General features: G+C 70.1%; 15 protein-coding genes. 9 read left to right on the forward strand and 6 right to left on the reverse strand.

Annotated elements, in window-relative coordinates; translation table 11 throughout:
* Positions 1-24: 24 nt before the first annotated feature.
* On the reverse strand, positions 25-1,347 hold the full coding sequence (locus WMF29_RS28190; protein ID WP_437323235.1) for an RNA polymerase sigma factor: 1,323 nt from the start codon (positions 1,345-1,347) through the stop codon (positions 25-27).
* Positions 1,348-1,793: 446 nt separating this feature from the next.
* Here WMF29_RS28190 and WMF29_RS28195 point away from each other — a divergent pair, with 446 nt between their 5' ends.
* Together WMF29_RS28195 and WMF29_RS28200 are read left to right on the forward strand one after the other, a co-directional pair.
* Positions 1,794-2,306 carry a hotdog fold domain-containing protein gene (locus WMF29_RS28195; protein ID WP_272094140.1) on the forward strand — a complete coding sequence of 171 codons (513 nt, stop codon included), beginning with the start codon at positions 1,794-1,796 and terminating at the stop codon, positions 2,304-2,306.
* A gap of 329 nt (positions 2,307-2,635) precedes the next feature.
* Positions 2,636-4,120 (forward strand): hypothetical protein, encoded by a 1,485-nt coding sequence (locus WMF29_RS28200; RefSeq protein WP_437323236.1) that lies wholly within the window; start codon positions 2,636-2,638, stop codon positions 4,118-4,120.
* A gap of 72 nt (positions 4,121-4,192) precedes the next feature.
* Here WMF29_RS28200 and WMF29_RS28205 read toward each other — a convergent pair whose 3' ends face one another.
* Positions 4,193-5,512 (reverse strand): DUF5690 family protein, encoded by a 1,320-nt coding sequence (locus WMF29_RS28205; protein ID WP_437323237.1) that lies wholly within the window; start codon positions 5,510-5,512, stop codon positions 4,193-4,195.
* 151 nt (positions 5,513-5,663) lie between these two features.
* Here WMF29_RS28205 and WMF29_RS28210 point away from each other — a divergent pair, with 151 nt between their 5' ends.
* Positions 5,664-6,185, forward strand: a complete 522-nt coding sequence (locus tag WMF29_RS28210) for an ion channel (protein ID WP_437323238.1) — start codon at positions 5,664-5,666, stop codon at positions 6,183-6,185.
* 618 nt (positions 6,186-6,803) lie between these two features.
* On the opposite strand, the gene WMF29_RS28215 is transcribed toward WMF29_RS28210, so the two are convergent.
* A complete protein-coding gene (locus WMF29_RS28215) occupies positions 6,804-7,988 on the reverse strand; it encodes a hypothetical protein (RefSeq protein ID WP_437331260.1) in 1,185 nt (394 codons plus the stop codon).
* Positions 7,989-8,135: 147 nt separating this feature from the next.
* On the opposite strand from WMF29_RS28215, the gene WMF29_RS28220 reads away from it, so the two are divergent.
* The 4 genes from WMF29_RS28220 to WMF29_RS28235 all read left to right on the forward strand — a co-directional run bounded on the left by WMF29_RS28220 (position 8,136) and on the right by WMF29_RS28235 (position 13,753).
* Positions 8,136-8,489, forward strand: a complete 354-nt coding sequence (locus WMF29_RS28220) for a BON domain-containing protein (RefSeq protein WP_437331176.1) — start codon at positions 8,136-8,138, stop codon at positions 8,487-8,489.
* A gap of 1,035 nt (positions 8,490-9,524) precedes the next feature.
* Complete coding sequence (locus tag WMF29_RS28225) at positions 9,525-12,008, forward strand: hypothetical protein (RefSeq protein WP_437323239.1); 2,484 nt, start codon at positions 9,525-9,527, stop codon at positions 12,006-12,008.
* A 182-nt stretch (positions 12,009-12,190) separates the two neighbouring features.
* Positions 12,191-12,442 carry a hypothetical protein gene (locus WMF29_RS28230; RefSeq protein WP_437323240.1) on the forward strand — a complete coding sequence of 84 codons (252 nt, stop codon included), beginning with the start codon at positions 12,191-12,193 and terminating at the stop codon, positions 12,440-12,442.
* 177 nt (positions 12,443-12,619) lie between these two features.
* Entirely contained in the window at positions 12,620-13,753 is a 1,134-nt protein-coding gene (locus WMF29_RS28235; protein ID WP_437323241.1) for a radical SAM protein, read from the forward strand.
* Between the two features lie 108 nt (positions 13,754-13,861).
* Here WMF29_RS28235 and WMF29_RS28240 read toward each other — a convergent pair whose 3' ends face one another.
* Entirely contained in the window at positions 13,862-15,142 is a 1,281-nt protein-coding gene (locus WMF29_RS28240; RefSeq protein WP_437323242.1) for a lipase family protein, read from the reverse strand.
* Between the two features lie 655 nt (positions 15,143-15,797).
* Here WMF29_RS28240 and WMF29_RS28245 point away from each other — a divergent pair.
* Together WMF29_RS28245 and WMF29_RS28250 are read left to right on the forward strand one after the other, a co-directional pair.
* Positions 15,798-16,688, forward strand: coding sequence for a glycine zipper family protein (locus WMF29_RS28245; protein WP_437323243.1), 891 nt, complete (start codon positions 15,798-15,800; stop codon positions 16,686-16,688).
* 208 nt (positions 16,689-16,896) lie between these two features.
* Positions 16,897-19,110, forward strand: coding sequence for a hypothetical protein (locus WMF29_RS28250; RefSeq protein ID WP_437323244.1), 2,214 nt, complete (start codon positions 16,897-16,899; stop codon positions 19,108-19,110).
* A 318-nt stretch (positions 19,111-19,428) separates the two neighbouring features.
* Here WMF29_RS28250 and WMF29_RS28255 read toward each other — a convergent pair whose 3' ends face one another.
* Both WMF29_RS28255 and WMF29_RS28260 read right to left on the reverse strand, forming a co-directional pair.
* Positions 19,429-20,817, reverse strand: a complete 1,389-nt coding sequence (locus WMF29_RS28255) for a hypothetical protein (protein WP_437323245.1) — start codon at positions 20,815-20,817, stop codon at positions 19,429-19,431.
* A 376-nt stretch (positions 20,818-21,193) separates the two neighbouring features.
* Positions 21,194-24,112: a DUF4215 domain-containing protein gene (locus WMF29_RS28260; RefSeq protein WP_437323246.1), complete on the reverse strand. Its 2,919-nt coding sequence runs from the start codon at positions 24,110-24,112 to the stop codon at positions 21,194-21,196.
* Between the last annotated feature and the right edge of the window lie 171 nt (positions 24,113-24,283).

The raw sequence follows: 24,283 nt of genomic DNA on the forward strand, positions 1-24,283 counted from the left end.
GCCCGCGGCGGCCCGGTCGCCCGCTCACCGGCGGTTCAGGATCGTGTCCAGCTCCTCGATCGTCGGCCGCTGGATCGCGGTATCGAGCCGCACCTCCTCGAGCAGGGCGCGCGCCTCGGGGAAGCGCCCCGCGATCACGAACGCCCGGATCCAGAGCACCTTGCGCTCCGACGGGAAGAGGGTGTTCGGCATCTCGCGCTCGTAGCGCTGGAGCGCCGCGATCGACCGGCCCGGATCGCGCGCCTGCAGCGCCTCGGTGACCGCGTCGAACAGGGCGATGTCGTGATTGCTGCCAGGCCCGTCGATCTCGATCTTGAGCTTCTCGATCGTCTCGGCGGCGACCGGCGCCGGCGCGCGCTCCCCCCGGTCGGGCGCCGGCGCGCGCGCTCGCCGCTGGGCCGGCGGGCTCCGCCGCGGCGCCTCGACGGGCGCCGGGGCCGCCGGCGGCTCGACGAGCGGCGCCGGCGGCTCGACGAGCGGCGCCGGCGGCTCGACGAGCGGCGCCGGCGGCTCGGCGGGCCGGCGCGGCGGCATGGCGGCGACGAGCGCGGGCGCGACGTGCTGCACCTCCGGCGGAGGCGGCGCCGGTGCCTGGAGCGCGAGCCAGGCCGCCCCCGTGGCCGCCGCCGCCGTGGCCGCGGCGGGCGCGGCGACGAGGCGCGCGGCGCCCTGGGCCGGCAGCTGGACGAGCTTCGCGAGGCCCTTGAGCCACGTCGCGGCGTCGCTCAGCGCCTGGCCGACGCCCCCGGCGGCCTTCCCGGCGCTGCCCGCCTTGAGCGCCCCCACCGACTCCTGCACGCCGCGGAGGATCGAGACCCGCACGTCGTCGGGCACGCGCGGCGAGATCCGCGCGGTGGCGAGGAGCGCCGCCAGATCCAGGGGCAGCACGAGGCGCGAGCCCTCCCGCTTCCGGTCCTCGCGCCGGCGCTTCACGACGATGTCGTGGAACAGGCGGATGGCGCGCGCGCGCCACTTGTACGCCGTGGACAGCGGAATGCCGCGCTGCTGCGCGAGATCCGCCATCGGGATGCTGTGGAGATCGTGCCCGACCAGGATCCAGTGCGCATCGGCGTCGAGCTGTTGCATGAGCTCCAGCACGACGAGCCGCTCCTGATCCGAGATCAGCAGCTCTTCCGAGGTCTTGGCGGGGTCGACGAGGGGGGGGATCTCTTCGTCGGGCAGGAGCTCCTCGTAGCGGTGCTGGGCCCGCTGCAGGTAGTGCGAGGCCGTGTGGACCGTGATCCTGTTCAGCCAGCGCTCGGGCCGGGAGATCTCGGGGTTGTATTTGTTGAAGCTGAGGAACGCCGCGAACAGGACCTCCTGCGCGAGGTCCTTGCGATCGCGCAACGGGACCCCCAGGCCCGTCAGCCAGCGCCCTACGAGCGCGGATGTTTGCTCACGAAAGAGAAGCTCGAAAGCGCGCTCTTTCTCGGGTGGACCGCCTTGGCCCGGGCGTCGAGGTCTTGTCATACACAAGTCCAGTTCCCGGCACGGACGGGAGATTGCCGCCCGAGGCAGGCCAGGCGCGACGGACGGGGGGCCGGACGGCTGCTCGAGGGCGTCCGGAGGCCGGAAATGCCGCAAAATCCTCGCGAGAACTGGGCGCCAGGGCGCTCCGGAGCCATCCGAATTTCGAATAACACAATGAAATATAATTCATGCGGAGAATGGATCGTTCCGCACCCGGGTTGCGGCTCGCGGCGGCGCCGGGATGAACCGGCTGGCCGGGGATTCCGGGTGCGCCCGGGCGCGATTCGAGGCAGGCTGCCGCCCCCGCCCCGCGGCTCCAGCGCATGAAGCTCACCGACTTCTCTCTCGCATCGCTCGCGGCGACCTCGCGCCGCAACACCATCCGCGACGTCTGGGACAAGCTGAGCCCCTTGCCAGGGGGCAAGCGCCTGTTCAGCAGGCTCATCGGCGCGATGGCCCCGTACACGGGGACGATCCGCGCCGAGGTCGAGGTCCTCGAGCGCGGCCGCGCGGAGGTCTCGATGCGCGACCGGCCGGGGCTGCGCAACCACCTCCGCTCGGTGCACGCCGTCGCGCTCGTCAACCTCGCCGAGCTCACCGGCAACACGGCGCTGTCCTACGCGCTGCCCGACGATGCCCGGTTCATCGTCGCGGGCCTCTCGATCGAGTACCTGAAGAAGGCCCGCGGGACGATCCGCGCCGTCTGCGAGTGCCCTCTCCCGGAGACCAGCGAGCGCAGGGAGTACGATATCCCGGTGAGCCTGCGCGACGCGACGGGGACCGAGGTCGCCCGCGCCGTCCTCCGCAGCCTCGTGGGTCCGAAGAAGCATCCCTGAGCTCGGCAACGCGCCGCCCCCGGAGCCCCGGGTGCTCCCGCCCCGCGCATTCCGGCAAGGCTCCACGCGCCGGAGCCCCCCCTGTACGCCAAAGCCCCCTGCGCTCCGGCGGAGCCCTACGCTCCGGAGCAGCCCTGTGCTCCAAAGCACCTTATGGTCCGGAGCAATCCTGTGCTTCGGAGCAATCCTGTACCCGCAAGCACACGGGGAGCTCAGCTATCGCCTGACCTCGAAGCGTCTCACCCCGTCCCACATCGAGCCAGGGTCCCGACAGAGCGTTCGAGTCAACACGCTCGACAAAGCGCTTCCAGGATGTTTCGATTCTTCTCATGAGGAACCGGTCAACGAGGGTGGCGCTCGCCGCGACGGGGATCAGCGTGATCTTCGCGGCGTGCGGGGGGTCCGACAGCTCGGTCTCCGGCGGAGCGGGCGCCGGAGGAGCGGGCGCCGGCGCCAACGCGAGCTCGGGGAATGGCTCGGGGAGCGGCCCGGGATCAGGCGGAGCGACGAGCACCGGATATGGCACCGACGGGCCTGGAGAGATCACCACCGGGCCCAGCAGCGGCGCCGGCGAGGGCGCCGGCGGCGAGGCTTCGTGCGCCGGGGAGACGAAGACGGCGGAGCTCGTGCCGCTCGACCTCTACATCATGCTCGACTCGTCGGGGTCGATGAGAGATCGGCTCGCGACCGGCGGCACCAAGTGGGACGCCGTGACCGACGCGCTCGAGGCCTTCTTCACCGACCCCAAGTCGGAGGGGCTCGGCGTCGGGCTCCAGTACTTCCCTCTGCTCAACGCCGGCCTGCCCATGAGCTGCAGGAGCAACGACGAGTGCGGCATCAGCGGGCCGTGCGCGCTCCGGGGCTGTAGCAGCTCGTTCGGCGCCCGCACGGGCATCCAGGTCTGCGTCGCCGACGCGGACTGCCCGGACGGCGACACGTGCGTCGACCTCGGCGTGTGCTCCCAGAGCCCAAACACCATCTGCGGTGAGATCGGCGAGCGCTGTCCCGGCCGCGCGGGCACGTGCAACAAGCTGTCCCGGAGCACCTGCGCGCACCCGTACTCGTGCGTCACCGAGGACTACGCGACGCCCGACGTCTCGATCGCGCCGCTCGACGCCGCCTGGGCCGACGAGCTCATCGGATCGATCGGCCGGACATTCCCCGACGGGGGCACGCCCACCGCCGGCGCCCTGTCCGGCGCGATCGCCCAGGCCAGGGCCCACGCCGAGGCGAACCCGACCCACAGGGTCGTCACCGTGCTCGCCACCGACGGGATGCCCACCGAGTGCAATCCCACGTCCGCCGACGGCATCGCGGAGATCGCGGCCGGGGGGCTGAGCGGCTCGCCGAGCATCTCGACCTTCGTCATCGGCGTCTTCGGCAGGGACGACGACGGCGCCCAGGACACGATGAACCGCATCGCCGAAGGCGGCGGGACGACGTCCGCCTACTTCATCGACACGAGCTCCGACGTGACGCAGGCGTTCCTCGACGCGCTCAGCGAGATCCGCGGGACGAGCCTCGCGTGCGAGTACCAGGTCCCGGCGCCGTCCGCCGGGCAGACGCTCGATTACGGGACGCTCAACGTCCAGCACACGCCGCCGGAGGGCGCCGACCCGTCGACCATCTTCTACGTGGCCAGCGAGGCGCGCTGCGACGCGACCGCCGGCGGCTGGTACTACGACATCGACCCCACGACCGGCGGCACGCCGACGAAGATCGTGATGTGCCCGGCGACCTGCACCCGCTTCCAGGCGGGCGGACAGGTCCAGCTCCAGGTCGGCTGCAAGACCGAGATCCCGCCGGTCAACTGAGCCCTTCCCCCCGCACGCCCGCGCCACGCGCCCCCCATTGCTCGCCCGCGCGGCTGGCAGCGGGCGGCGCGCTCACGCGTCGAGCGCCGCGGGCCGCGCGGCGGCGGCCGGGCCGCGGGTGCGCAGCCAGAAGTACACCGCAGAGGCGGCGAAGAGGACCCCGCAGACGAGCGCTGTCGCGTAGCTGAAGCCGAGGAAGAACTCGATCCACGAGCGCTTCGCCTGGCCAAAGCTCTTGTAGAGCAGGAGCGCCACGCTCCCGAGGTAGCCGAAGGCGTCGGCCGCGGTGATCAGGAAGCCCGCCGTCGCCACCGAGCCCACGGCCGCGATGAGCCGGTCGAAGAGGACGCAGTTGTACGGGACGTACCCCACGTAGAGCCCGAGCCCGACGCTGATCATCCAGGCGACAGGGCCGATGACGCCCGCCTGGTAAAGCGCGGTGCTCAGCCCCGCGAGCGCCGCCCCGGCGACCATGACGCCGTGGATCGCGGCGAGCGCCGTGCGGTTGTTGCGGATGCCGATCATCGCCGCGACCGAGAGGAGCGCGCCGACCGCCACGGGGATCTCGGCCGTCGTCAGGATGGCCGGCTGGTCGGTGTAGCCGAGGGCGTCCCAGATCTCGCGGGCGAAGTTGTCCCGAAAATCGCGGTAGGCGGTGAGGACGACGTAGCCGAGGACGAGGGTCGCGAGCCCGCCCGCGTTCGCGAGGACGAACGCGCGCCGCGCGGCGCTGTCCATCGGCGCGCGCCGGGTCCGGAGCGCTTCATCGTCCACCGACGGCGGAGGGATCTGCGCGAGCATCCACACCGAGAGGAGCAGCGGCGGGAAGAAGAGGGCCCCCGTCACCGCCGGCATCCAGACCTCCGGGACCCCCCAGCCGAGCGTGATTTTGCCAACGGTCTTTACGAAGCCGCTCGCGACGATGAAGCTGGCGCAGAGTCCGGCGCCGAGAAGATCGCTCACGCGGCGCCCCTCGAGGAAGCCGAAGACGAGCCCCCAGACCATGCCGAGGGGCAGGCCGTTCAGCACCAGGAAGACGGCGGCGTACGGGGCCGGCGCGAGCGCGAAAAGGACGAGCGCGACCTCGCTCACCCCGATGCACGCGAGGATGGCGAACGCGCGCCGCTCGGGCGGCATCTCGGAGACGATCTTGATGCCAAGGAACTTGGAGGCGCAGTACCCGAGCACCTGGGCGATGATGTAAAGGCTCTTCAGGTCGAGCGCGGGGAGCAGCGGCAGCGCGACCATCCCCTTGTAGGAGCCGACCGCGAACGGCTTGCGGAAGGCGTACATGCAGAAGTAGGTCGCGAACGCGGCGATCACGGCGAAGGCCGTGAACACCGGCGCGGGGGCTCGCTCGAGCCATTTCGTCACGCTTCGCTGGGCCGGCATGGGAGCTCCGAGGAAGGCGCGAGGGTAGTCGCGGCCGCGCAGCGCGCGCATGGATTTTCAATGAGGAGCGCGGCCGGTTCCCTTCGGCCTTCGTCCGTGCGAGACATGGATCCCGCGCCGCGGTCTGCGGCGTGGTCAGGGAGGGCACGCCTTGGCAGACCCGTCATCGCTCGCCGCAAGGAAGATCCTGGAAGATGTCGTGGCCGCCGCCCCTTCGGCCGGGCGGGCGGCCTCGGCGTTCGCGCGGGATGAAAGGCTGCGCGGCGCGGCCGCCCTGGTCGCGATGGGCCTCGCCGCCGGGGGAGCGGGCGAGCTCTCGTACGACCAGCTGAAGCAGCGCTTCCGGAGCGCGATGACGCGCGATCCCCTCGACTCGCTCGCGGTGATGATCCTCGGCTGCTCGTACCTCTTCTACCTCGCCGAGCACGGCGAGAACCCGCGGTGCGCGAGCTTCATGGACGCCCTTCTGTTCATCTCGACGTGCCTGTCCGTCGGCTACGCCGACATCTTCGCGCGCACCGCTGCGGGCAAGGCGATCGCGTCCTTCGTGATGACGTGCGGACCGACGCTCGCGGCCTCCGCGCTCAGCACGCCGCAGGGAGCGGAAGCCGAGAGCCGGGCGATCATCGAGCGACTGGACGGGATCCTCGAGGCGCTGCGCGCGCCGCGGTGAGCGGCCGCGGGCCGAGCCGGCGACACCGCGCTGACCGCGCCGGCTCAGCCCGAGAATTCACACGCTCGGCGCCGTCCCCTCGACCGCTCGGAGCGCCATGACCTGCCTCCCCGCGGCGCCGGATGAGCCTGCCAAGGAGCCGATCGAACCGGGTGGAATGGCTCCGCGTGGAGCACAACCGTGCTGCCGACGTCCGGGGCACCTGACCCAAGATGTTTTGCCCACGGGCCCTCCCATGAGCCCTGTAGAGCGCCCTCGATTGCGCCGGAGATCGGTCCGTCGGTTCCCTGAGCATGCTCAGGGGAATCCCTGACTCACACGTCATCACTGTGGCATGACGTCTCGATGGGACGCTTTGTCGCTCTGACGTGGGGCGCTTTGCACCTCGGCGCGCGCGCGGCGGGGCCGTAATCTTCCTGAAAAAGCAGCGAAACATCGCTCCGCCGGCTCTGGAATACCTCTTGCGACGTCGGGCCGCGCCGGGGCATCGAGGCCTCGGATCTCCAGGTCACGCGGAGCCGGACAGGCCCGCATAAAAGGCGGCCCGATGACGGCTGTCCGCCGTGCGCCTGAGCGTCGACTGAGCGTCGACTGAGCGTCGACCGGACGTCGACTGGATCACAAAAGCGTCGCGACACGGGCTCGCTGCGGTGTCGCTCGTGCTGCAAGAAAGGCGGAGAAGCCATGCCGAATCGCCATGGTTGGATCGACGAGGAACATAACGACGGGCGAGGTCACGACGAGGACAGGGGCGGGCGACACCAGGGACCGCGAGGAGACGAGGCGTATCGCAGCGAGCGCGGAGCGACCGGGGATGCTAGTTACGGGCATCGTGGCAATTACGAGCAAGTCCTCCAGCGAGACGATCGAAGCCATTCCCGAGGAGGTCACGATGATTTCCGCGCCGTATCCGATCAGCGAGAATCCGGCGGACGCGGCTACGAGGGCGACCCGAGCTGGCGCGGCCACGGCGGCGAGCGCGGATGGGAGGGCAGGCAGGATCGCGGCTGGGGCCAGCGCGAGGACGTCCAGCGCCGGGCGTGGGGCGGCCAGCGTGATGACTTCCAGCGAGGAGGTCGCGACGATCTTGGCGCCAGGCGCGGCTACGGCGGCGGCGAGGGCGGCTTCGGCGGCCGCCAGGGCGGCTTCGGTGGCGGCCAGGGCGGTTACGGCGGCCAAGGTCACTTCGGCGGCGGCCAGGGCGGCTACGGCGGCCAAGGCGGCTTCGGCGGCGGCCAAGGCGGTCACGGCGGCGGCCAGGGCGGACTCGGCGGCCGCCAGGGCAGCTTCGGTGGCAGCCAGGGCAGCTTCGGTGGACAGGGTGGACTCGGCGGCTACGGCGGCCAGGGATTCGGCGCCAGCCACGGCGGGTTCAGCGGTGGGCAGGGCGGCTATGCCGATGAGGGCGGACAGGGCCACTTCGGCGGACAGGGCCACTTCGGCGGACAGGGCGGCTTCGGCGGCGGCCAGGGCGGTCAAGGCGCCGGTCAGAGCAGCTTCGGCGGCCAGGGTGGATTCGGCGGCCAGGCTGGCCAGGGCAGCTTCGGCGGCCAGGGTGGATTCGGCGGCGGCCAGGGCGGTCAAGGCGGCTTCGGAGGCCAGGGTGGATTCGGTGGCCAGGGTGGATCTGGTGGCGGCCAGGGCGGCTTCGGTCGCCAGGGAGGCCTGGGCGGTGGCCACCACGAAGGATACGGAGCCCGCGGCGGCCTCCGGCAGTGGGCCGACGACGAGCGCGGCTGGAACGAGCGGCCAGGACAGCAACGCGGGTACGAAGGCAACGAGTCGTCCTCCGGCGGCGATCAAGGCGTTTATCCTCAGCCCTACGGCGGACAGGGGTTCGGCGGACAGGCCTCCGGCGGCCGAAGCTTCCTCCAGACCGCTCGACAGGGCGGCGGGCTCAGCGGCTCGCGCGGTCGCCCGCCCAAGGGGTACAAGCGCTCGGACGAGCGGATCCGTGAGGATATCTGCGATCAGATCTCCGATCAGCCGGACCTCGACGCGAGCGACGTCGAGGTGAAGGTGCAGAACGGCGAGGTCATCCTCTCCGGGACCGTCCGCGAGCGTCGCTTCAAGCACCAGCTGGAGGCGCTCGCCGAGCGGATCTCGGGCGTGAACGACGTGCGGAACGAGATCCGGCTCTACCGCGAGCAGCAGCAGAGCGAGGCGAGGACGAGCTCGGGGCTGTCGTCGAGCGAGCGCGCCGCCACGAGCACGACCGGCGCCACGGCGAGCTCCGCGACGTCCATCGGCGCGACGTCACCCCCGGAGACGAAGAACAACGAGTCGCGCCGGAACGCCTCCTGAGCTCTGGCGCGAATGGCCGAGGTGGGCGGACCGCCGCGCAGCGGTCGATTGCAGGCCGAGCGCGTGGCACACGTGGCGGCAGGAGCCGCCGCGGCCACGCCTAGTTCCGCCAGCCAGAGGTCCGGCCAGGGGTCCGGAGAGATTTCAACGCAAAGTCGCAAAGACGCAAATTCGCAAAAAAGAAATATTCTATATATTTTGCGTCTTTGCGCTCTTGGCGCCTTTGCGTCAAAATCTCTCTTGTTTGCGAGACAGAGCCCTGGCGGGATTTGTGACACGCGGAACTAGCCGCATCCCCCATCGGCGCCCCCGCCGCCGCCTTCATTACCCCCGCCGCTGTCGTTGCCTCCGTCACTCTGGTCACCGCAGCTGACCACCCAAAGCCCGGTCGGCCCGTCGCTAGCGGCGCTCACCGTGCCACACTCGCGCTTATACCTGCACGGCCCCACGCTGTAATAGGCACTGCAGTCCGTTCCGTTCTCAGGCTCTATCGAGGGACATGCGGTGCAGTGCTCGACCCACACGCCGTCGGTGCAGGTGACGCTGCAGGGGGAGCAGGCGTAGTCGCAAAGCTCGCCTTCATTTGCGCAGCGCGCTCCCGGCGGAGCGCCCCCTCCTGAGGAATCACACGCGACGGGGGTGTCGCCGCCGGTCGATGCGCTGGACGACGTGGTCTCCTCGGGCGTGCCGCCGGCGCCGCTCGATATGCTGGTGGACGGGGAGTCGTCGGGCGTGCCGCCCCCCGAACCGCCGTCGGAAGGCTGCTCGACCGCGTCGGAGCAAGCGAACACAGGAAGGAGCGTGACGGGAATGAGCCACCGGATAAAGGTCTTCATGCCGCCCCCTCAGCAACCGAGGTGCCAGCGTAAATAGCGATTTTCTGAGCGTGAAACGATGGAATGCGCCACGGTGAGCCGCACGCTGCGCCGTCGGCGGCCCATGGCCATGGCACACTCTGTACATCGACGCCGCGCATCCGACCACGCAGACGTGGAGAACGCGTCCTCGACGCCGTGCCCCGTAACGAGGTGCCCCGTGCGCCGGCCCCCGGCGCGCAGGACCGGCTCGCAGCTCTACCTGCCGCAGGACGGCCGCTGGGAGTCGACCCCCGGGCCGTATGCTCCGGCATCGAGCCCGTGCGGGTGGGACACCTCGAGTATCCAGGGGATGCGCACCTCGCTGCTCCCGAGCGGAAAGGTGCTGTTGACCGGAGGCGTGGAGCCATGCAGAGCCGTGGGTTCGACAGCGAACCTGGTCCCCTTCTATGCGACCCAGGCGCTCTTCGATGGGGCGACCGGCTCCTGGTCGAGCCTCGACCTGGCGCCGCCCGTGACCATGGCGCGCGCCTACCATTCCTCGACGCGGCTCAACGACGGCAGCGTGCTGATCGCCGGCGGCTACGTCGACGCCGCGACCGCCACGGCGTCTGCCGTGCTCTTCCGCGAGCGCTCAGCGCTCGGGGAGGCCTGCGACACCGACAGCGACTGCGGGAGCGGCTTCTGCGCGGACTCGGTCTGCTGCGACGCGGCCTGCGCCGGCCCCTGCGACGCCTGCGCGGCCGCCTCGGGCGCGTCGCAGGACGGCGTCTGCACCCCTCTCACGGGCGTCGCCTGCGACGACGCGGACGCGTGCGTCGCCGGGGGTCTCTGCGAGGCGGGCGCATGCGTCGGCGGCGCGCCCGCGCCGGACGGGACGCCGTGCAGCGACGGCGACGTGTGCTCGGCGACGAGCGCTTGCGAGGGCGGGGCCTGCGTGGGGTCGAGCCTCGCGGTGTGCCTGCCCGTCGATGACTGTCATGAAGCGCCGGTGTGCGACCCCGCGGCGGGGTGCGCCGCGCCCGCGTCCGCGAAGCCGGACGGTGCGCCCTGCGACTTCGCCGGTTCCGCAGAGGGTTGGGAGGTGACGGGGCGGATGGGCGTCCTCCTCAACCTGCCTGCGGCCACGCTGCTCCAGGATGGGACGCTCCTCATGATCGGCTTCGGCGAGACAGGGAATCCGCCGCGGGCGGGCGATGTCTGGCTCCGCTACGACCCGAGCACGGGCTCGTGGCAGCCCCCCGAGAAGTTGAACGCGGCGAGGCGCCCGATGAGGCTCGCAGCGCTTCCGGACGGGAGGGCCCTGGGGATCGCAGATGGCCCGCTCCGGCGCCCCTCGCAGACGGTGCGATTCGACCCTGCGACGGGCGTCTGGTCGCCGGCCGCGCCCACCCTCGTGTCGCGCTATATGGCCGACGCGACGGCCACGCCGCTCGCAGACGGCCGGGTGCTCGTCGCCAGCGGCGACGGCAACGTCGACGGCGGCGGAGAAAAGGCCGAGATCTACGACTCCGTCACCGACACGTGGACCCTGGCAGCGCCCATGAACGTTCCGCGAAGCCTCGCCACGGCGACGTTGCTGCAGGACGGCAGGGTCCTCGTCACGGGCGGAGACAGGCAATCCCAGGAGGTGAGCGCGGAGATCTACGACGCGGCGACCGACACGTGGACACGCGTCGCCTCGATGCAATGGATGCGCCGCCGTCACGCGGCAACGCTGCTTCTGGACGGCCGGGTCCTCGTCGTCGGGGGACGAGTAGGAGTCACCGGAGTCAACATGAAGACGACCGAGATCTACGATCCGGCGAGCGACACGTGGACCTCGACCGGAGAGATGGTCGAGCCACGGGACTCCCCCCGCGCAGCGCTCCTCCCCGACGGCAGGGTCCTGGTGATGGGCCTCCCGTCCCCATCCAGAGCCAATGATGGTGCCTTCACGGCCGAGATCTACGACCCGGCGAGCGACACCTGGACGCTCGCGCCGGCGCTGGACGTGAGGGCTCAGAGCGCCGTGATGGAGCGGCTCCACGACGGCCGCATCCTGATCGCCGGCGGCAGTTCCGGGTATCAACGTCTCGACAATGCGTGGCTCTATGTCGCAGCGCAGCCTGCGTCGCCCGGGATGTGCCAGAGCGGCGCCTGCGTGCCGGGCGAAGGCGGGGGCGAGAGCGCTGGCGCGGGGGGCGGCAGCGACGGCACCGGCGGCAGCACCACGGGCGAAGGCGGCGGCACCAGCGGCGGTGTCGGTGGCAATCCGGACGGCGGCGGCGCCAGCGGCGGTGTCGGTGGCAATCCGGACGGCGGCGATGCCAGCAGTGGCATCGGTGGCAATCCAAGCGCCGGCGGCGGCGATGCCAGAAGTGGCACCGGTGGCAACCCAGGCGGCGGAACCAGCGGCGGGGGCGCTGGCGGCGAAGGTGGCGCTGGCGGCACGGACACAGGCGGCCAGGGCGGTGGCACCAGCCATCAAGGAGGCGCCACATCCAACACGACCGGCGCTGGCAGCGATGACCTCACGACCACCGGCGCCAGCGCGCAAGGCACGCAGAGCAGCGGCGGCGGCGATCTCCCGAGCGCAGGAGGGGGCGGCGGCTGCAGCATGGCCAATGGCCCTCGGGAGGCACCGTCCTGGTTGCTCGCCCTCGCGGCGCTCGCCGCCACGCGGCTGCGTCGGCGCCTCGTAAGGCCCCGCCGCACCGCCTGAGCTGTCGGGCTGGGCTTGCCGGAGCCTCCCGCCAGCGTCGCCGGGAGGACCGGTTATACCTCGGAATCCAGACCTGCTCCCCGCTGCCACCCCATTGCGAGTGCCTGCAAGTAGCACAAGCTTACCATGAGGTGCGCCCGCACCCGATGGGCGTGCCGGGTGTAAGGGATCTGGAGTTGACGATGAATAAGGACATGAATGAATCTTTGCGCGTCGAGGCAGAGCCGCCTGGCGACGAATCCAAGGAGATCAACCTTGCTGCTCTGAACCCTGATCCGGAGCACATCCGGAAGATCGGGAAAGAGGCGGTAAAGTCCGCGATGCTATCGGTCGCAGACCTGCGCGAGGGGCGGCGGCGCCACGACTCACTCACCCTCAGCGAGTGGACTGACTTCGGCTCCGCGCCGAGGCCCGGCGTACTGCCGGAGGGCTAGCGACAGCGGCGCTCCGAGGAGACATGCCCTCTTCGAGGTTGGGCTCGGCGCACGCTGCTGCCCGGAGCCCCCTTCCTCGCAACCACACTCATCATGGAGAGCGCCCGGATGGCCCCCGTCGTGAGACTGCCTATCGCAACCGACCGATCTCACGCCGTACCCATATCGACGTACGTGGTGAAGGTGGTGAGCCGCTGCAACCTCAACTGCAGCTATTGCTACATGTACAACCTGGCGGATCGGACCTACGTGTCCCAGCCCGCGGTGATGCGCGAGGACGTCACGACGGCGCTGTCGAAGCGCATCGTATCGCACGTGGCCCGGCACGACATTCCGACCGTTCACGTCATCCTGCACGGCGGGGAGCCGCTCTTGCTCGGCAGACGCCGCTTCCGCGGGTGGGTGGAGCAAGTCAGGGGCGCGCTGGAGGAGGCCCACGTTCGCTCGCACTTCAGCGTCCAGACCAACGGTGTGCTGATCGATGACGAGTGGATCGATCTGCTCGCGGATCTCTCCATCAACGTGGGTCTCAGCATCGACGGCCCGAAGCGCTTTCATGACCGCCACCGCGTGGACCACCAGGGCGCCGGGTCGTTCGACGACGTCGTGGCGGCCATCCGGCGCCTCCAGGCGCACCCGAGGGGGCCCAGGATCTTCGCGAACGTGCTCGCTGTGATCAACACGGACATCCCACCTCGGGAGATGTTCGAGCTGTGGCAGTTCCTCGACGTTCCGGGCATGGAGATCAACCTTCCGCACGCGAACCATGAACATCGGCCGCCTGCGGGGGCGATGCCGTACGGGGACTGGATGATCGAGCTCTTCGATCTCTGGTTCGAGCAGAATCGACCCGATCGACACGTGCGGTATTTCGAGAACATCCTGCGCCTCTTGTTCGGCCATCCGATGAGCACCGACAACATCGGCGGAAGACCTGCAGGGGCGATCATCGTCGAGACCGACGGCAGCATCGAGCCGACCGACGCGTTCAAGTGCTGCGAGCACGGGCTCACGAAGCTCGGCATCAACGTGCTGCGCAACGAGCTCGACGACGCGCGTCGCTCGTCGATCGTCCGCGCGATGCAGGGCGGCGTCACGGCGCTCTGCGCGACGTGCCACGCCTGCGATCTGCGGGATGTGTGCGGAGGCGGCTACATGCCGCATCGCTTCAGCCGGGAGCGACGGTTCGACAACCCCTCCGTATACTGCGAGGACCTGCAGAGGCTCATTCGCCATATCCGCCAGCGCGTCATCGAGTCGCTGCCCCCCGAGATGATCGCGATGGTCCATCCGAGCGCGGTCCGTCCCTGAAGGGACAGATCCACGCCGGCGAGCTCCAGCCGCGTCCGGATCTGGCGTGCAAGGCAGGCCAGGCCCCGCTCGGCCACGATCACAGAAGGCCCTGACGAAGGCGCTCGCTCACAAGAACTCGCTGCCAGGGACGGGTCCACGGGAGGCGCGGAGGTAATTGATTGGCATATGATCGCCCAGCGAATAGCGGAGCAGGAGCGGTTCACGCAGGAAGGGAGGAACGATCTTCTTCGCGAGCCATCCCACGGGTCCGAGGTCGGGGAGCAGGCCGCGAGGGGAGAACTGCTCACCGAGCCACGAAAGAGCGCTGCCGAGCATGGCGACCCCCCCGATGCGCACCTGGGCTGCAGTCGGCCCCCTGTTGCTGATCCAGCCTTCTATCGAAGAGATGTACTCCTGACCGAAGTGCTCGAAGATCCCTGCCGAGCGCGGCGGCAAGTGCGGGATAATATCTCGGGAATAGACGTGCCGGAAGAGCTTGCTCCCGAACTCTCCCTGAAACTTCGTGGCAAAAGCCTGGTCGCCGACCATCGGCTGTCCGAATGTGTAGATTCCGCGCAACAGCGGCCGCAACTCACGGAGCTTCTCGTCCGAGTAGATCAGCGCCGCCGCGAGGACGGCGAGCGCGCCGCCCAGGCTGTGGCCGGTGATGTAGAGCGCCTCCATCTTGAACCGGAGCGCGTCCTCGAGCGCCCCCACCATGGACCGCAGTCTCTCCTTTTTGCGAGATTCGTCATCTTGCTTCGGCAAACCCGACACCTCGTCACAGGACACACGGACATCCTCCGTCCAGGGCTCCTGAGCGCAGCGCTTGTTTATCGCGTCGCGCTGCGATGCTCGACAGATTGACTCACCGTTCTGGGCGGCGACAAGGTAATTTCTCACACGTGACCATACCGACAGAATGCCGTGATAAAAGCCTCCGTGCACACGTCCGGCGGCATAGAACGCCTCCGTCTTCATATTGATATTGGCCAACCAATTGGTCAGAGGCTGCAGCTGCGATCCACGAAAAACGAGGATTCCCACACGCCCATCCCTGCTCAGGACGAAGTGCGCGAGCGAATCCATGAGAAAACCCTGATTATTGAACTTGACCGTGACACAGACATTCGAGAATCCGCGTCGTTCTAGCATCCTGATGACTTCCTCGTTGTCCGAGTATGCCCATGCCGACGCGGAAGCGAGAAGAGATGAAGCAGTGAGGTCGTATGCGCCTGGACTCACGTTCACGAGGTCGTCGACGAGGTCACCGGTCCTCACGCGTGCCGCGGCAGCCGCCCACTGCTCCGGAAAGAGAGCGATTGCACGCTGAAGCGTTTCAGCGATCCGGATGTCGCCGGCGCTGCTCGACATGTCCTGTTCTGGCCACAAATCCTTGTCTGTCATGGCTCACCTCGCTCCTCATCGCCATTCGCCTGCGTTCGCTATGGAAGCTGCGACGAGCACGCGCCTCCGGCCGGGGGCGCGCGTGCCGTCGCTCGGAGTCCGGTCGGCGTGAGCCGCACTTTTATCCAGCGCTCATCGTGAGCTGGTTCGACGCGCAGCGTAGCCTTCGCGCCGACGACGCACCCCGCGCCCACCAACGCCGGAGCGGGTCGACCCCACACCTAAAACTACCACCGCCTCCCCCCTCTGCAACCGCCCGCGCGCGGCGGAGGCCTGCGAAGAGCCTGTCAGGTCTCCCGACGAGAATGCGTGAATACCCGGGCCAGAAGATCGAGCACCCTCGCAAGATATGGAGGAAAGAGAGACCGGAGCGGTTCAAGCATACCAGGGTGGATCACCGCGCACGCCTCGGGTCGCAAAGCGCCCCGTTGGATGAAGCGGCTCCATGGCAGGGCGGCTTGGCCGCACTCCGGGCGTCTGCGCGGCGCGCAGCGCCCCCACGGTGCGCTCCGCGATCGAGTGCCCACCCAGGCAAGTCAAGTCTTTTCGGCGGCACGCTGGGCGGCCGAATTTGGCCCCATCGCTTCGCTCCTTGTGATCCTATCGGAGAGGCCGGTCGAAGGCGCCGCATCCTGCGCCCAGCCCGCGTCTACCTATGGCCGAGGTGCTCGCCGCATCGCTCGCGTTCCCTGCCGTGATCTTCACGGTCTTGCTTGCGCTCGCGCTCATCTACTGGCTGTTCGTCCTCTTGGGCGCGCTCGACCTCGACCTGCTCGGCGGCGCCCACGGCGACGCCGCGCCCGACCTGGGCGGGCTCGAAGGCGCCGCCAAGGGCGCGCTTGAGGGCGCCGCCAAGGGCGCGCTCGAAGGTGCCGCCAAGGGCGCGCTCGAGGGCGCCGCCAAGGGCGCCGCGGAGGGTCTGGCCGACGGGGCCGACGGGGCCGACGGCGCGCACGGCGTCGGCTCGCTGCTCGCGGCCCTGGAGCTGCACCGCGTGCCGGCGACCGTGACGCTCTCGCTGATCGCGACGTTCGGCTGGTTCACGAGCGCCCTGTCGACGGTGCTCGTCGGGCCGCTCTGGCTCGGCTGGGGCCTGCCTGGCTGGACGCTCGGCCTCGCGGTGCTCGCGGGCTCGCTCGTCGCGGCCGTGCTCTTGACATCGCTCGCGGTGCGGCCGCTCGGCCCGCTGTTCGTGACCCGGCACGCCCAGTCGAAGAAGGATCTCGTGGGCCGCGTGTGCGTCATCTCCACCGGGCGCGTCGACGAGCGCTTCGGTCAGGCCACGATCGACGAGGGCGGGGCGAGCCACATCCTCGACGTCCGGTGCGACACGCCCGGCGCGCTCCGCCGGGGCGACCGCGCGCTGCTCGTGAGCTGGGACCCGGACCGAGAGGTCTTCGGCGTCGAGCCGCTCGACGCCCTGCTGGGCCCTCCCCCTCCCCTGACCGAGCGGGGTGCGTCCCGCATGGAAGCTCGCCCGGCCGGCGTCGAGGAGGAAGAAGCGCCCGCGGCGCGCGCAGCGGACGAGCGGCAGCGCCGCGGCTGAACGCCGGCGTGGGCGCCGCGGCTGAACGCCGGCGTGGGCGCCGCGGCTGAACGCCTCTGTCGGGCAGGCGGTTTCGTGTACGCTCGTCCCCGAGGGGGCGTCATTCGACCCCCGACCCGGCTCTGAGCGGGCCTGGACGTCCGACCCTCACCGACGTGAACGCGGGGGCCGGCGCCCTCCCCTCCACCGAAACGCGAAGGAGCTCCGCGTGCCCACTGTGACCGTCCCCTTAATCATCGTCCTCGTCGGCGTCCTCGCCTTCGTCGCCCTCGGGATGCTGGTGATGTACGCCAAGTTCTACCGCCAGGTGGATCAGGGCAAGGCGCTGATCATCAACACGAGAGGCCAGGACCCCATCGTCACCTTCACGGGGACGCTGGTGCTGCCGATCATCCACCGCGCCGAGTACATGGATATCTCGGTCAAGACGATCGAGATCGACCGGCGCGGCAAGGAAGGCCTCATCTGCAAGGACAACATCCGCGCGGACATCAAGGTCACCTTCTTCGTGCAGGTGAACAAGACGCAGGACGACGTGCGCACGGTCGGGCGGACCATCGGCTGCGTCCGCGCGTCGAACCCGGAGACGCTCGAGCAGCTCTTCGCCGCGAAGTTCTCCGAGGCCCTCAAGACGGTCGGCAAGCGCCTGAACTTCGAGGACCTCTACAAGGAGCGGCAGAAGTTCAAGGACGACATCATCGACGTCATCGGCAAGGACCTGAGCGGGTTCGTGCTGGCCGACGCGGCGATCGACTACCTGGAGCAGACGCCCATCGACCTGCTCGACAAGGACAACATCATGGATGCCGAGGGCATCCGGAAGATCACCGAGCTCACGGTCGCGCAGAACGTGCTGACGAACGAGCTCCGCCAGAAGGAGCGGATGGAGATCGGCAGCCAGAACCTGAACTCCGACGAGGCCATCTTCCGCTTCGATCAGCGCCGGGCCGAGGCCGAGGCGAAGAAGAACAAGGAGATCTCGGTGGCGCAGGCGCGCGAGCAGAACGAGGCCGCCCGCATCACGAGCGAGGAGCGCAAGAAGACGGTGCTCCTCCAGGAGAAGAACGACGAGGAGGCCTTCGTCGCCCGCGAGGCGAAGGAGCGCGGCGTCTCGGTCGCCCAGAAGAACAAGGAGCGGGAGGTCGCGGTCGAGACCGAGCGCGTCGAGAAGGCGCGTCAGCTCGAGATCGTGAGCCGCGAGCGCGACGTGATGCTCCAGCAGATCGCGCGCGAGAAGGAGATCGAGCTCCAGAAGAAGGACATCGCCGACGTGGTCCGGGCGAGGATCGCGGTCGACAAGACGGTGGCCGAGGAGGAGGAGCGCATCAAGGACGTGCGCGCGGTGGCCGAGGCGACGCGCCTCAAGGACGTGACGCGCATCAACGCGGAGGCCGAGGCGCAGGAGCAGCTCGTCAAGCAGCTCAAGGGCGCCGAGGCGAGCGAGGAGGCGGCGAAGTTCCGGGCGCGCGAGAGGCTCATCACGGCCGACGCCGAGCTCGAGGCGAGCGACAAGGCCGCGCGGGCGAAGATCCGCCTGGCCGAGGGCCTGCAGGCCGAGTCCGCGGCCGAGGGGCTGGCGCGCATCCGGGTGAAGGAGGCCGACGCGCAGGCGATCGAGAAGCAGGGGTTCGCCGAGGCGCGCGTGACGCTCGAGAAGATGAACGCCGCCGCCGCCGGCGAGGAGAAGCAGGGCCTCGCGCGGGTGATGGTCAAGGAGGCCGAGGCGATGGCGATCGAGAAGCAGGGGCGCGCCGAGGCGCTCGTCGCGAAGGAGCGGCTCCTCGCCGAGGCGGCGGGCATCGAGCAGAAGGGGCTCGCGGCCGCGCGGACGCGCGAGGCCGAGGCGCTCGCCCTGGAGAAGACGGGCCTCGCCGAGGCGACCGCGATCAAGCAGCGGCTCCTGGCCGAGGCGGCGGGCACGGCGGAGAAGGCGGCGGCGATGAAGGCGCTCGACGGCGTCGGGCGCGAGCACGAGGAGTTCCGCCTCCGGCTCGAGAAGGAGCGGGCGGTGGAGCTCGAGTCGCTGCGCATCCGGGCCGAGATCGCCAAGGCGCAGGCCGAGATCCTGCATGGGGCGTTCGAGCACGCGAAGATCAACATCGTCGGCGGCGACGGGGCGTTCTTCGATCGCTTCGTCAAGGCGGTCACCCTGGGCCAGTCGGTCGACGGGCTGGTCGACCAGAGCGCCACGGTGCGCGCCCTGGCCAGCGACTACCTGAACGGCAACGCGAGCGTCACGGAGGACCTGAAGCAGCTCGTCGCGCACGGGGGGAGGCCCTCGGACGGCACGCTGTCGGGGATGCTGACGTCGCTCCTGCCGAGCGCCGACGCCGACGGGAAGAAGAAGATCGAGGCGCTGGCCCAGAAGGCGCGTGAGCTCGGCATCGACGAGCTCGTGAAGCCCCGCCCCCCGCGCGCCTGAGCGGCGCTCTCCCGCACAGGAGACGGTGGGGGTATCAGCGTTCACCAAGCTCGTTTGGTCGCGCTCAGCGCATGAAGCCCACCCCCCTCCACCCCACCATCGGTCACCAATGTGGTCGTGGTCGTGGTCGTGGTCGTGGTCGTATTCGTGGTCGTGGTCGTATTCGTGGTCGTGGTCGTGGTCGTGGTCGTGGACGTCAACGGTAGGCCGTGAACGACCACGACCACGACCACGAGCACGTCCACGACCACGTAAACGTTAGGATGGCCGTCGTCGACCGCTACCGAGCTCCCACCCCCATCAATACACGGATCGCTCCTAATTCCTCGTCACGTGGATCACGGCGGCGAGGCACATCTCGTCGAGGGTGCTCTCGCCGAGGTGCACGTCCACCGGGGCGGGGAGGTGCTGCTCCTTGAGCGCCTTCGCGAGGAATGGATTGCTGTTCGAGTTGTCGTAAGTGCAGCGCATCGTCAGCAGATCGCCGCCGCGGAGGCGCGGGAGCCGCTCGATGGGAGCGTCGTAGTAGAACCCGCGCTGCCACGAGAAGTCCCACCTCGGCGTCTGCACCAGGCACTGCTCCTCAGGCGCGCCGGCGGCGCCCTCCTCGCGCGCGAGGGTGACCTTCATGTCCGTGCCGACATAGTGCATGTGCGTGCCCGCGCCGTAGAGGTACACCTCCTTGGCAGACACCGCCGCGGGCAGCTTGAACTGCATCGTCTCGACATGGCCTTTCGCGCCGGCGGGGATCCGGAACTCGACGCCATCCGCGTCGTCCGGCCCGGGGAGGAGGCCGCGCCCCTGCGCGAAGGGAGACTCGAAGTTGCCGATCAGCGCGATGCCCATGAGCCACTCCGGAACGCCCTGGGTGAAGCGCAGCTGGAGCCGCGTCGCGTCGGGCTCGGCGGTCGTCCCGGCCGGGTGATAGTGGACCTGCATCACCAGCCGCGCGCCCGCCGGGAGCTCAGCGCCGATGTTCGGCTCGAGCTCGATGGGGACTCCCCCCGGCGCCCACGCGGCGACGAGCTCGCCGGAGAACCCGGGGCCGCCAAAGCAGTCGTATCCGCCGTGCTCATCCACGAGCGCATCCGATGCGCCGTCCCTGTCGAGGAACACCAGCGCGTGGTGCACCACCTTGCTGTTGCCCGGCATGAGGTGCACGCCGTTGATGTACCGCGCCTCCGTGAGCCCAGGATCCATCACGAAACACCGGAACTGATCGGCGTCGCCGCTCGCGACGAACGGCTCCTTCGGCGCGACCTCCAGCTCGACGCCGGGCAGCCCCGGCGCCTCGGCCACGAACGGGGGCGGCGCGTCCGCCGGATCCCCTTCGGGAGCGCCCGAGGCGGCCCACGCCTCGAGGAGCGCTATCTCCTCCTCGGTCAACCGGAGATCGTCCTTCCAGCCGTGAGGAGGATGGCACTCGTCCGTCTCCATCGCGCCCCACGGCGGCATCGTGCGCTCTCGCGCCGAGCGCGCGAGCAGGCTGGCCACGCTGTGCGCGGAGTCGTACTCCGTCAGGCTGAACGGGGCGATGTTGCCCGGAGAATGGCAGCTCATGCAGTGCTTCTGCAGCAGCGGCTCGACGTCTCGATGGAACGTCGGAGATGCCGCCGTGGAGCCGGGCGCATCCTCGCCGGAGCACCCGAGAAGGAACCCCGGAAGGAGCGCAAGCAACGTGAGCACTCCAGATGTCGAATTTCGCATGGTACCCCTTTTCGATAGCCCGCGTGTTCAATAGCCCCCGTCGCGCCGACGCGGCGCCGAGAGCACGAATGTCCCGCCGCAACACGGCTCGCCAGACGTTGACAGCATGAGCACACAGATACAGTAACACGGCTCCCCCTCCAGCACAGGTGTGCGGGGGCGGAGGATCGGCACGTCGGTGTCGCTCACGGGCAACGTCGTCGCGCGCGGCTGGCACGGTCGGCACCGCCCTGGGCGACGCCGGCTCGGCGGGCGCCTCGGGCAACGTGTTCTGAGCTGTCGGGACGGCAGCACGGCGGCCGAGGCGGTCCTCCACGCGAGCACGGCGGCCCAGGCGAGCCGCCGCGCTCCCGTTGCCGTCAGGGCTCGCCCTGGATCAGTGGACCTCGTTGTGGCACGTGGCGCTGCAGCCGTCGCCGCTCGCGGTGTTGCCGTCGTCGCACTCCTCGAACGCCGCCTGCCGCACGCCGTCGCCGCAGTGCGGGCCGAACACGCAGCCCGGCGCGCACTCGCCGTAGCCGCCGTCGTTCTCCCCGTCGTCGCACTGCTCGGGCGGCGCCTGGGTCACGCCGTCGCCGCAGCGCGGGCCGTACACGCAGCCCGGCGCGCACTCGCCGTAGCCGCCGTCGTTCGCTCCGTCGTCGCACTCCTCGCCGAGCTCCCGCTGCACGCTCCCGTCGCCGCAGACGGCGCCGATCCGGCAACCGAGGCAGCCCATGCTGCCGTCGTTCACCCCGTCGTCGCACTCCTCGCCCCACGCGTCCTGGGTGACCCCGTCGCCGCACTTCGCCGCGTCGCCGCACTCCGGCGTGCACCCGCCGTAGCGGCCGTCGTTCACCCCGTCGTCGCACGTCTCGTTGGGCTCCTGGACGACCGCGTCGCCGCACCGCGGCCCGATCAGGCACTCCGCCGTGCACCCGCCGTAGCGGCCGTCGTTCACCCCGTCGTCGCACTCCTCGCCGAACTGGCTGTCGATCTCCTCGTCCCCGCAGCGGGGGGCCGCCACGCAGCCCGGCGCGCAAGCCTCGGAGCCATAGCCGCCCAGGTTGGTGCCGTCGTCGCAGATCTCGTACGGCGAGGTCGTCACCCCGTCGCCGCAGTAGAGCCCCAGCGTGCAGCTCGTGGAGCACTTCCCGTACCCCGGGCCGTTCTCGTCCTCGTCGTCGCACTGCTCGTCCGGCGTGACGATGCCGTCGCCGCACACGGGCTCGCAGACGGACGAGGCCGCGTTGAAGCCGCCGAGCGTCAGCTTGTAGCTCGACGCCGTGGTGTGGCGCTCCGCCTGGAACACGACGACCTCGTAGACGCGCCCCACCGTGAGGCCGAGGTCATCCATGCGCACCGTCCCGCGATCGTCCTCGACGCCGGCGACCTCGCCGGTCCCCATCGGGGTGTGGATGCCGCCCAGGTCGATGCGGAGCCGGTTGTTGATGAACACCCAGACGTCGTCGTCCCCGTAGAAATCGAGCCGCTCCCCGCCGCGGTACTCGAACCAATAGCGGACCTCGCTCGTGAAGTAGAAATTGTGACTGCCCGCCACGTCCCAGTTGTTGAACGGGTCGCGGGCCTCGCGGCTCGCCTCCCGCTGCGCCGCCGGCACCGACGGGTCCTGCCAGCCCTTGCCGTCGAGCGGGAAGAACAGGTGATCCTCGAAGAGGAACACGTCCGACGTCCCGACGCGCGCGAGCGGGAGCCAGTCCACGACCGTCTTCGAGAGGGACGAGTCGTTGTACCAGCGGCTGAAGTCCGTGGCGTTCGTGAGGAAGGCATTCGGTCGCGCCGCGGCGAACTGGGGCTTGCCGTCGGCGCCGAGCGCGCTCTGCACGATGCCCGTGACGATGCCGTCCGGAGGGTTGGTCCCGGGCTCGAAATTCGGCTGACCTGCCTTGAAGTCGCGGTACACGATCGGCACGCGGAGCTCGTCGCCCAGGACCGAATCGTTCCTGCAGCTGTACCCCGGCTCGACCGTGCACCCGGACGAGCAGCCGTCGCCGCTCCTCGTGTTGCCGTCGTCGCACTCCTCGTCGCCGAGGCGCAGCCCGTCGCCGCAGGCCGACGTGCACCCGCTGTCGCCGCAATCCGGCTCGACCTGGCAGAACGGCGTGCAGCCGTCGCCGAGGTTGGCATTGCCGTCATCACACGGCTCCGAGCCCTCCCTCTTCCCGTCGTTGCAGACGGTAGCGCGGCAGGTGTAGCCGCCGGGCGCGGACTGGCACACGAGGCCAGGCTCCCACTTGCAGCTGGCGTCGCACCCGTCGCCGTTCCTCGTGTCGCCGTCGTCGCAGTCCTCGCCCGCGACGACGCGCCCGTCGCCGCAGACCGCCGTGCAGCGGCTCCCCGCGCGCGCGCAGTCGAACCCGGCCTCGAGCGCGCAGGTCGACGAGCAGCCGTCGCCGGAGACCGTGTTGCGGTCGTCGCACGCCTCGCCCACCCCGATCTGTCCGTCGCCGCACACGACCGTGAACGTGCAGTGCACGCCGTCCGGGCATTTCCAGCCAGCCTCCACAAGGCAGCTCGGCGAGCAGCCGTCACCCGGCTCCGTGTTCCCGTCGTCGCACCGCTCGGTCGGCCGCAGGCGGCCGTCGCCGCAGCGCTCCACCGGCTTGCAGGGCTGCCCTGGGACAGGGCACGTGACGCTGCCGGGGTCCTCCAGCGCGCAGACCTCGGAGCACCCGTCTCCGGACACCGCGTTCCCGTCGTCGCAGCTCTCCCCGCCCGAGACGCGCCCGTCGCCGCACGAGTGGAGCCGGTAACACGGCTCGCCCGGGGTCCGGCAGACCCAGTCGCCCGGCTCCCTCTGGCAGCGATCGTCGCAGCCGTCGCCCGAGGCGGTGTTCCCGTCCTCGCAGCTCTCGCCGGGCTCCACCGCCCCGTTGCCGCAGGCGATCGTCGTGTGACAGAGCTCTCCGGGCTCGCAAACGCAGTACGGCTCCACCTTGCAGGCGCCAGAGCAGCAGTCCCCGGGAAGGCTGTTCCCGTCGTCGCACGCCTCGCTCGCCTGGTTGATCTCGCCGTCGCCGCACGCCGGCTCCACCGCGTCGCACTCCGGCGGAGGATCCGGCGACTCGCAGGGATCGCCCCCGCCGCCGCTCCCGCCCGATCCGACCGTCATGAACCCGCCGAATCCCCCGCTCGTATCCTCGCCGCCGGTGCCCGCGGCTCCGCCGCCGCCCGCCCCGCCCACGCCGCCGCCCGCGCCGCCCTCGCCGCCGCCCCCGTCGTCGCCGCCGCAGGCGACGAGCGAGCCGGCGAGCACGACGAGGAGCACGGAAGTAAGTCTCTTTCCCAAGCCCATCGACGCCACCATCCCAACTTGCTGCAGAAGGTCGCCACGCTGTCCAAGCCACGCCGCGAGGCGCCTCGACCGACGAGGTGCGCTGGAGACGGCGTAAGCGCGCGTCGCACAGGCGCGCGCTTGCATCGACATGTGGGTTGCCCTCGTTCCCGCTCATCGCAACGCAACCAC

The sequence above is a fragment of the Sorangium sp. So ce381 genome, assembly GCF_051473845.1.
GTDB classification, from domain to species: Bacteria; Myxococcota_A; Polyangia; order Polyangiales; family Polyangiaceae; genus Sorangium; species Sorangium atrum.

Excerpts from the sequence above, each read along its gene's own strand:
- WMF29_RS28245 (WP_437323243.1), top strand. The coding sequence starts at position 15,798 with ATGGCCGAGGTGCTCGCCGCATCGCTCGCGTTCCCTGCCGTGATCTTC.
- WMF29_RS28195 (WP_272094140.1), top strand. The coding sequence starts at position 1,794 with ATGAAGCTCACCGACTTCTCTCTCGCATCGCTCGCGGCGACCTCGCGC.
- WMF29_RS28230 (WP_437323240.1), top strand. The coding sequence starts at position 12,191 with ATGAATAAGGACATGAATGAATCTTTGCGCGTCGAGGCAGAGCCGCCT.
- WMF29_RS28240 (WP_437323242.1), bottom strand. The coding sequence starts at position 15,142 with ATGACAGACAAGGATTTGTGGCCAGAACAGGACATGTCGAGCAGCGCC.
- WMF29_RS28200 (WP_437323236.1), top strand. The coding sequence starts at position 2,636 with ATGAGGAACCGGTCAACGAGGGTGGCGCTCGCCGCGACGGGGATCAGC.
- WMF29_RS28260 (WP_437323246.1), bottom strand. The coding sequence starts at position 24,112 with ATGGGCTTGGGAAAGAGACTTACTTCCGTGCTCCTCGTCGTGCTCGCC.
- WMF29_RS28255 (WP_437323245.1), bottom strand. The coding sequence starts at position 20,817 with ATGCGAAATTCGACATCTGGAGTGCTCACGTTGCTTGCGCTCCTTCCG.
- WMF29_RS28205 (WP_437323237.1), bottom strand. The coding sequence starts at position 5,512 with ATGCCGGCCCAGCGAAGCGTGACGAAATGGCTCGAGCGAGCCCCCGCG.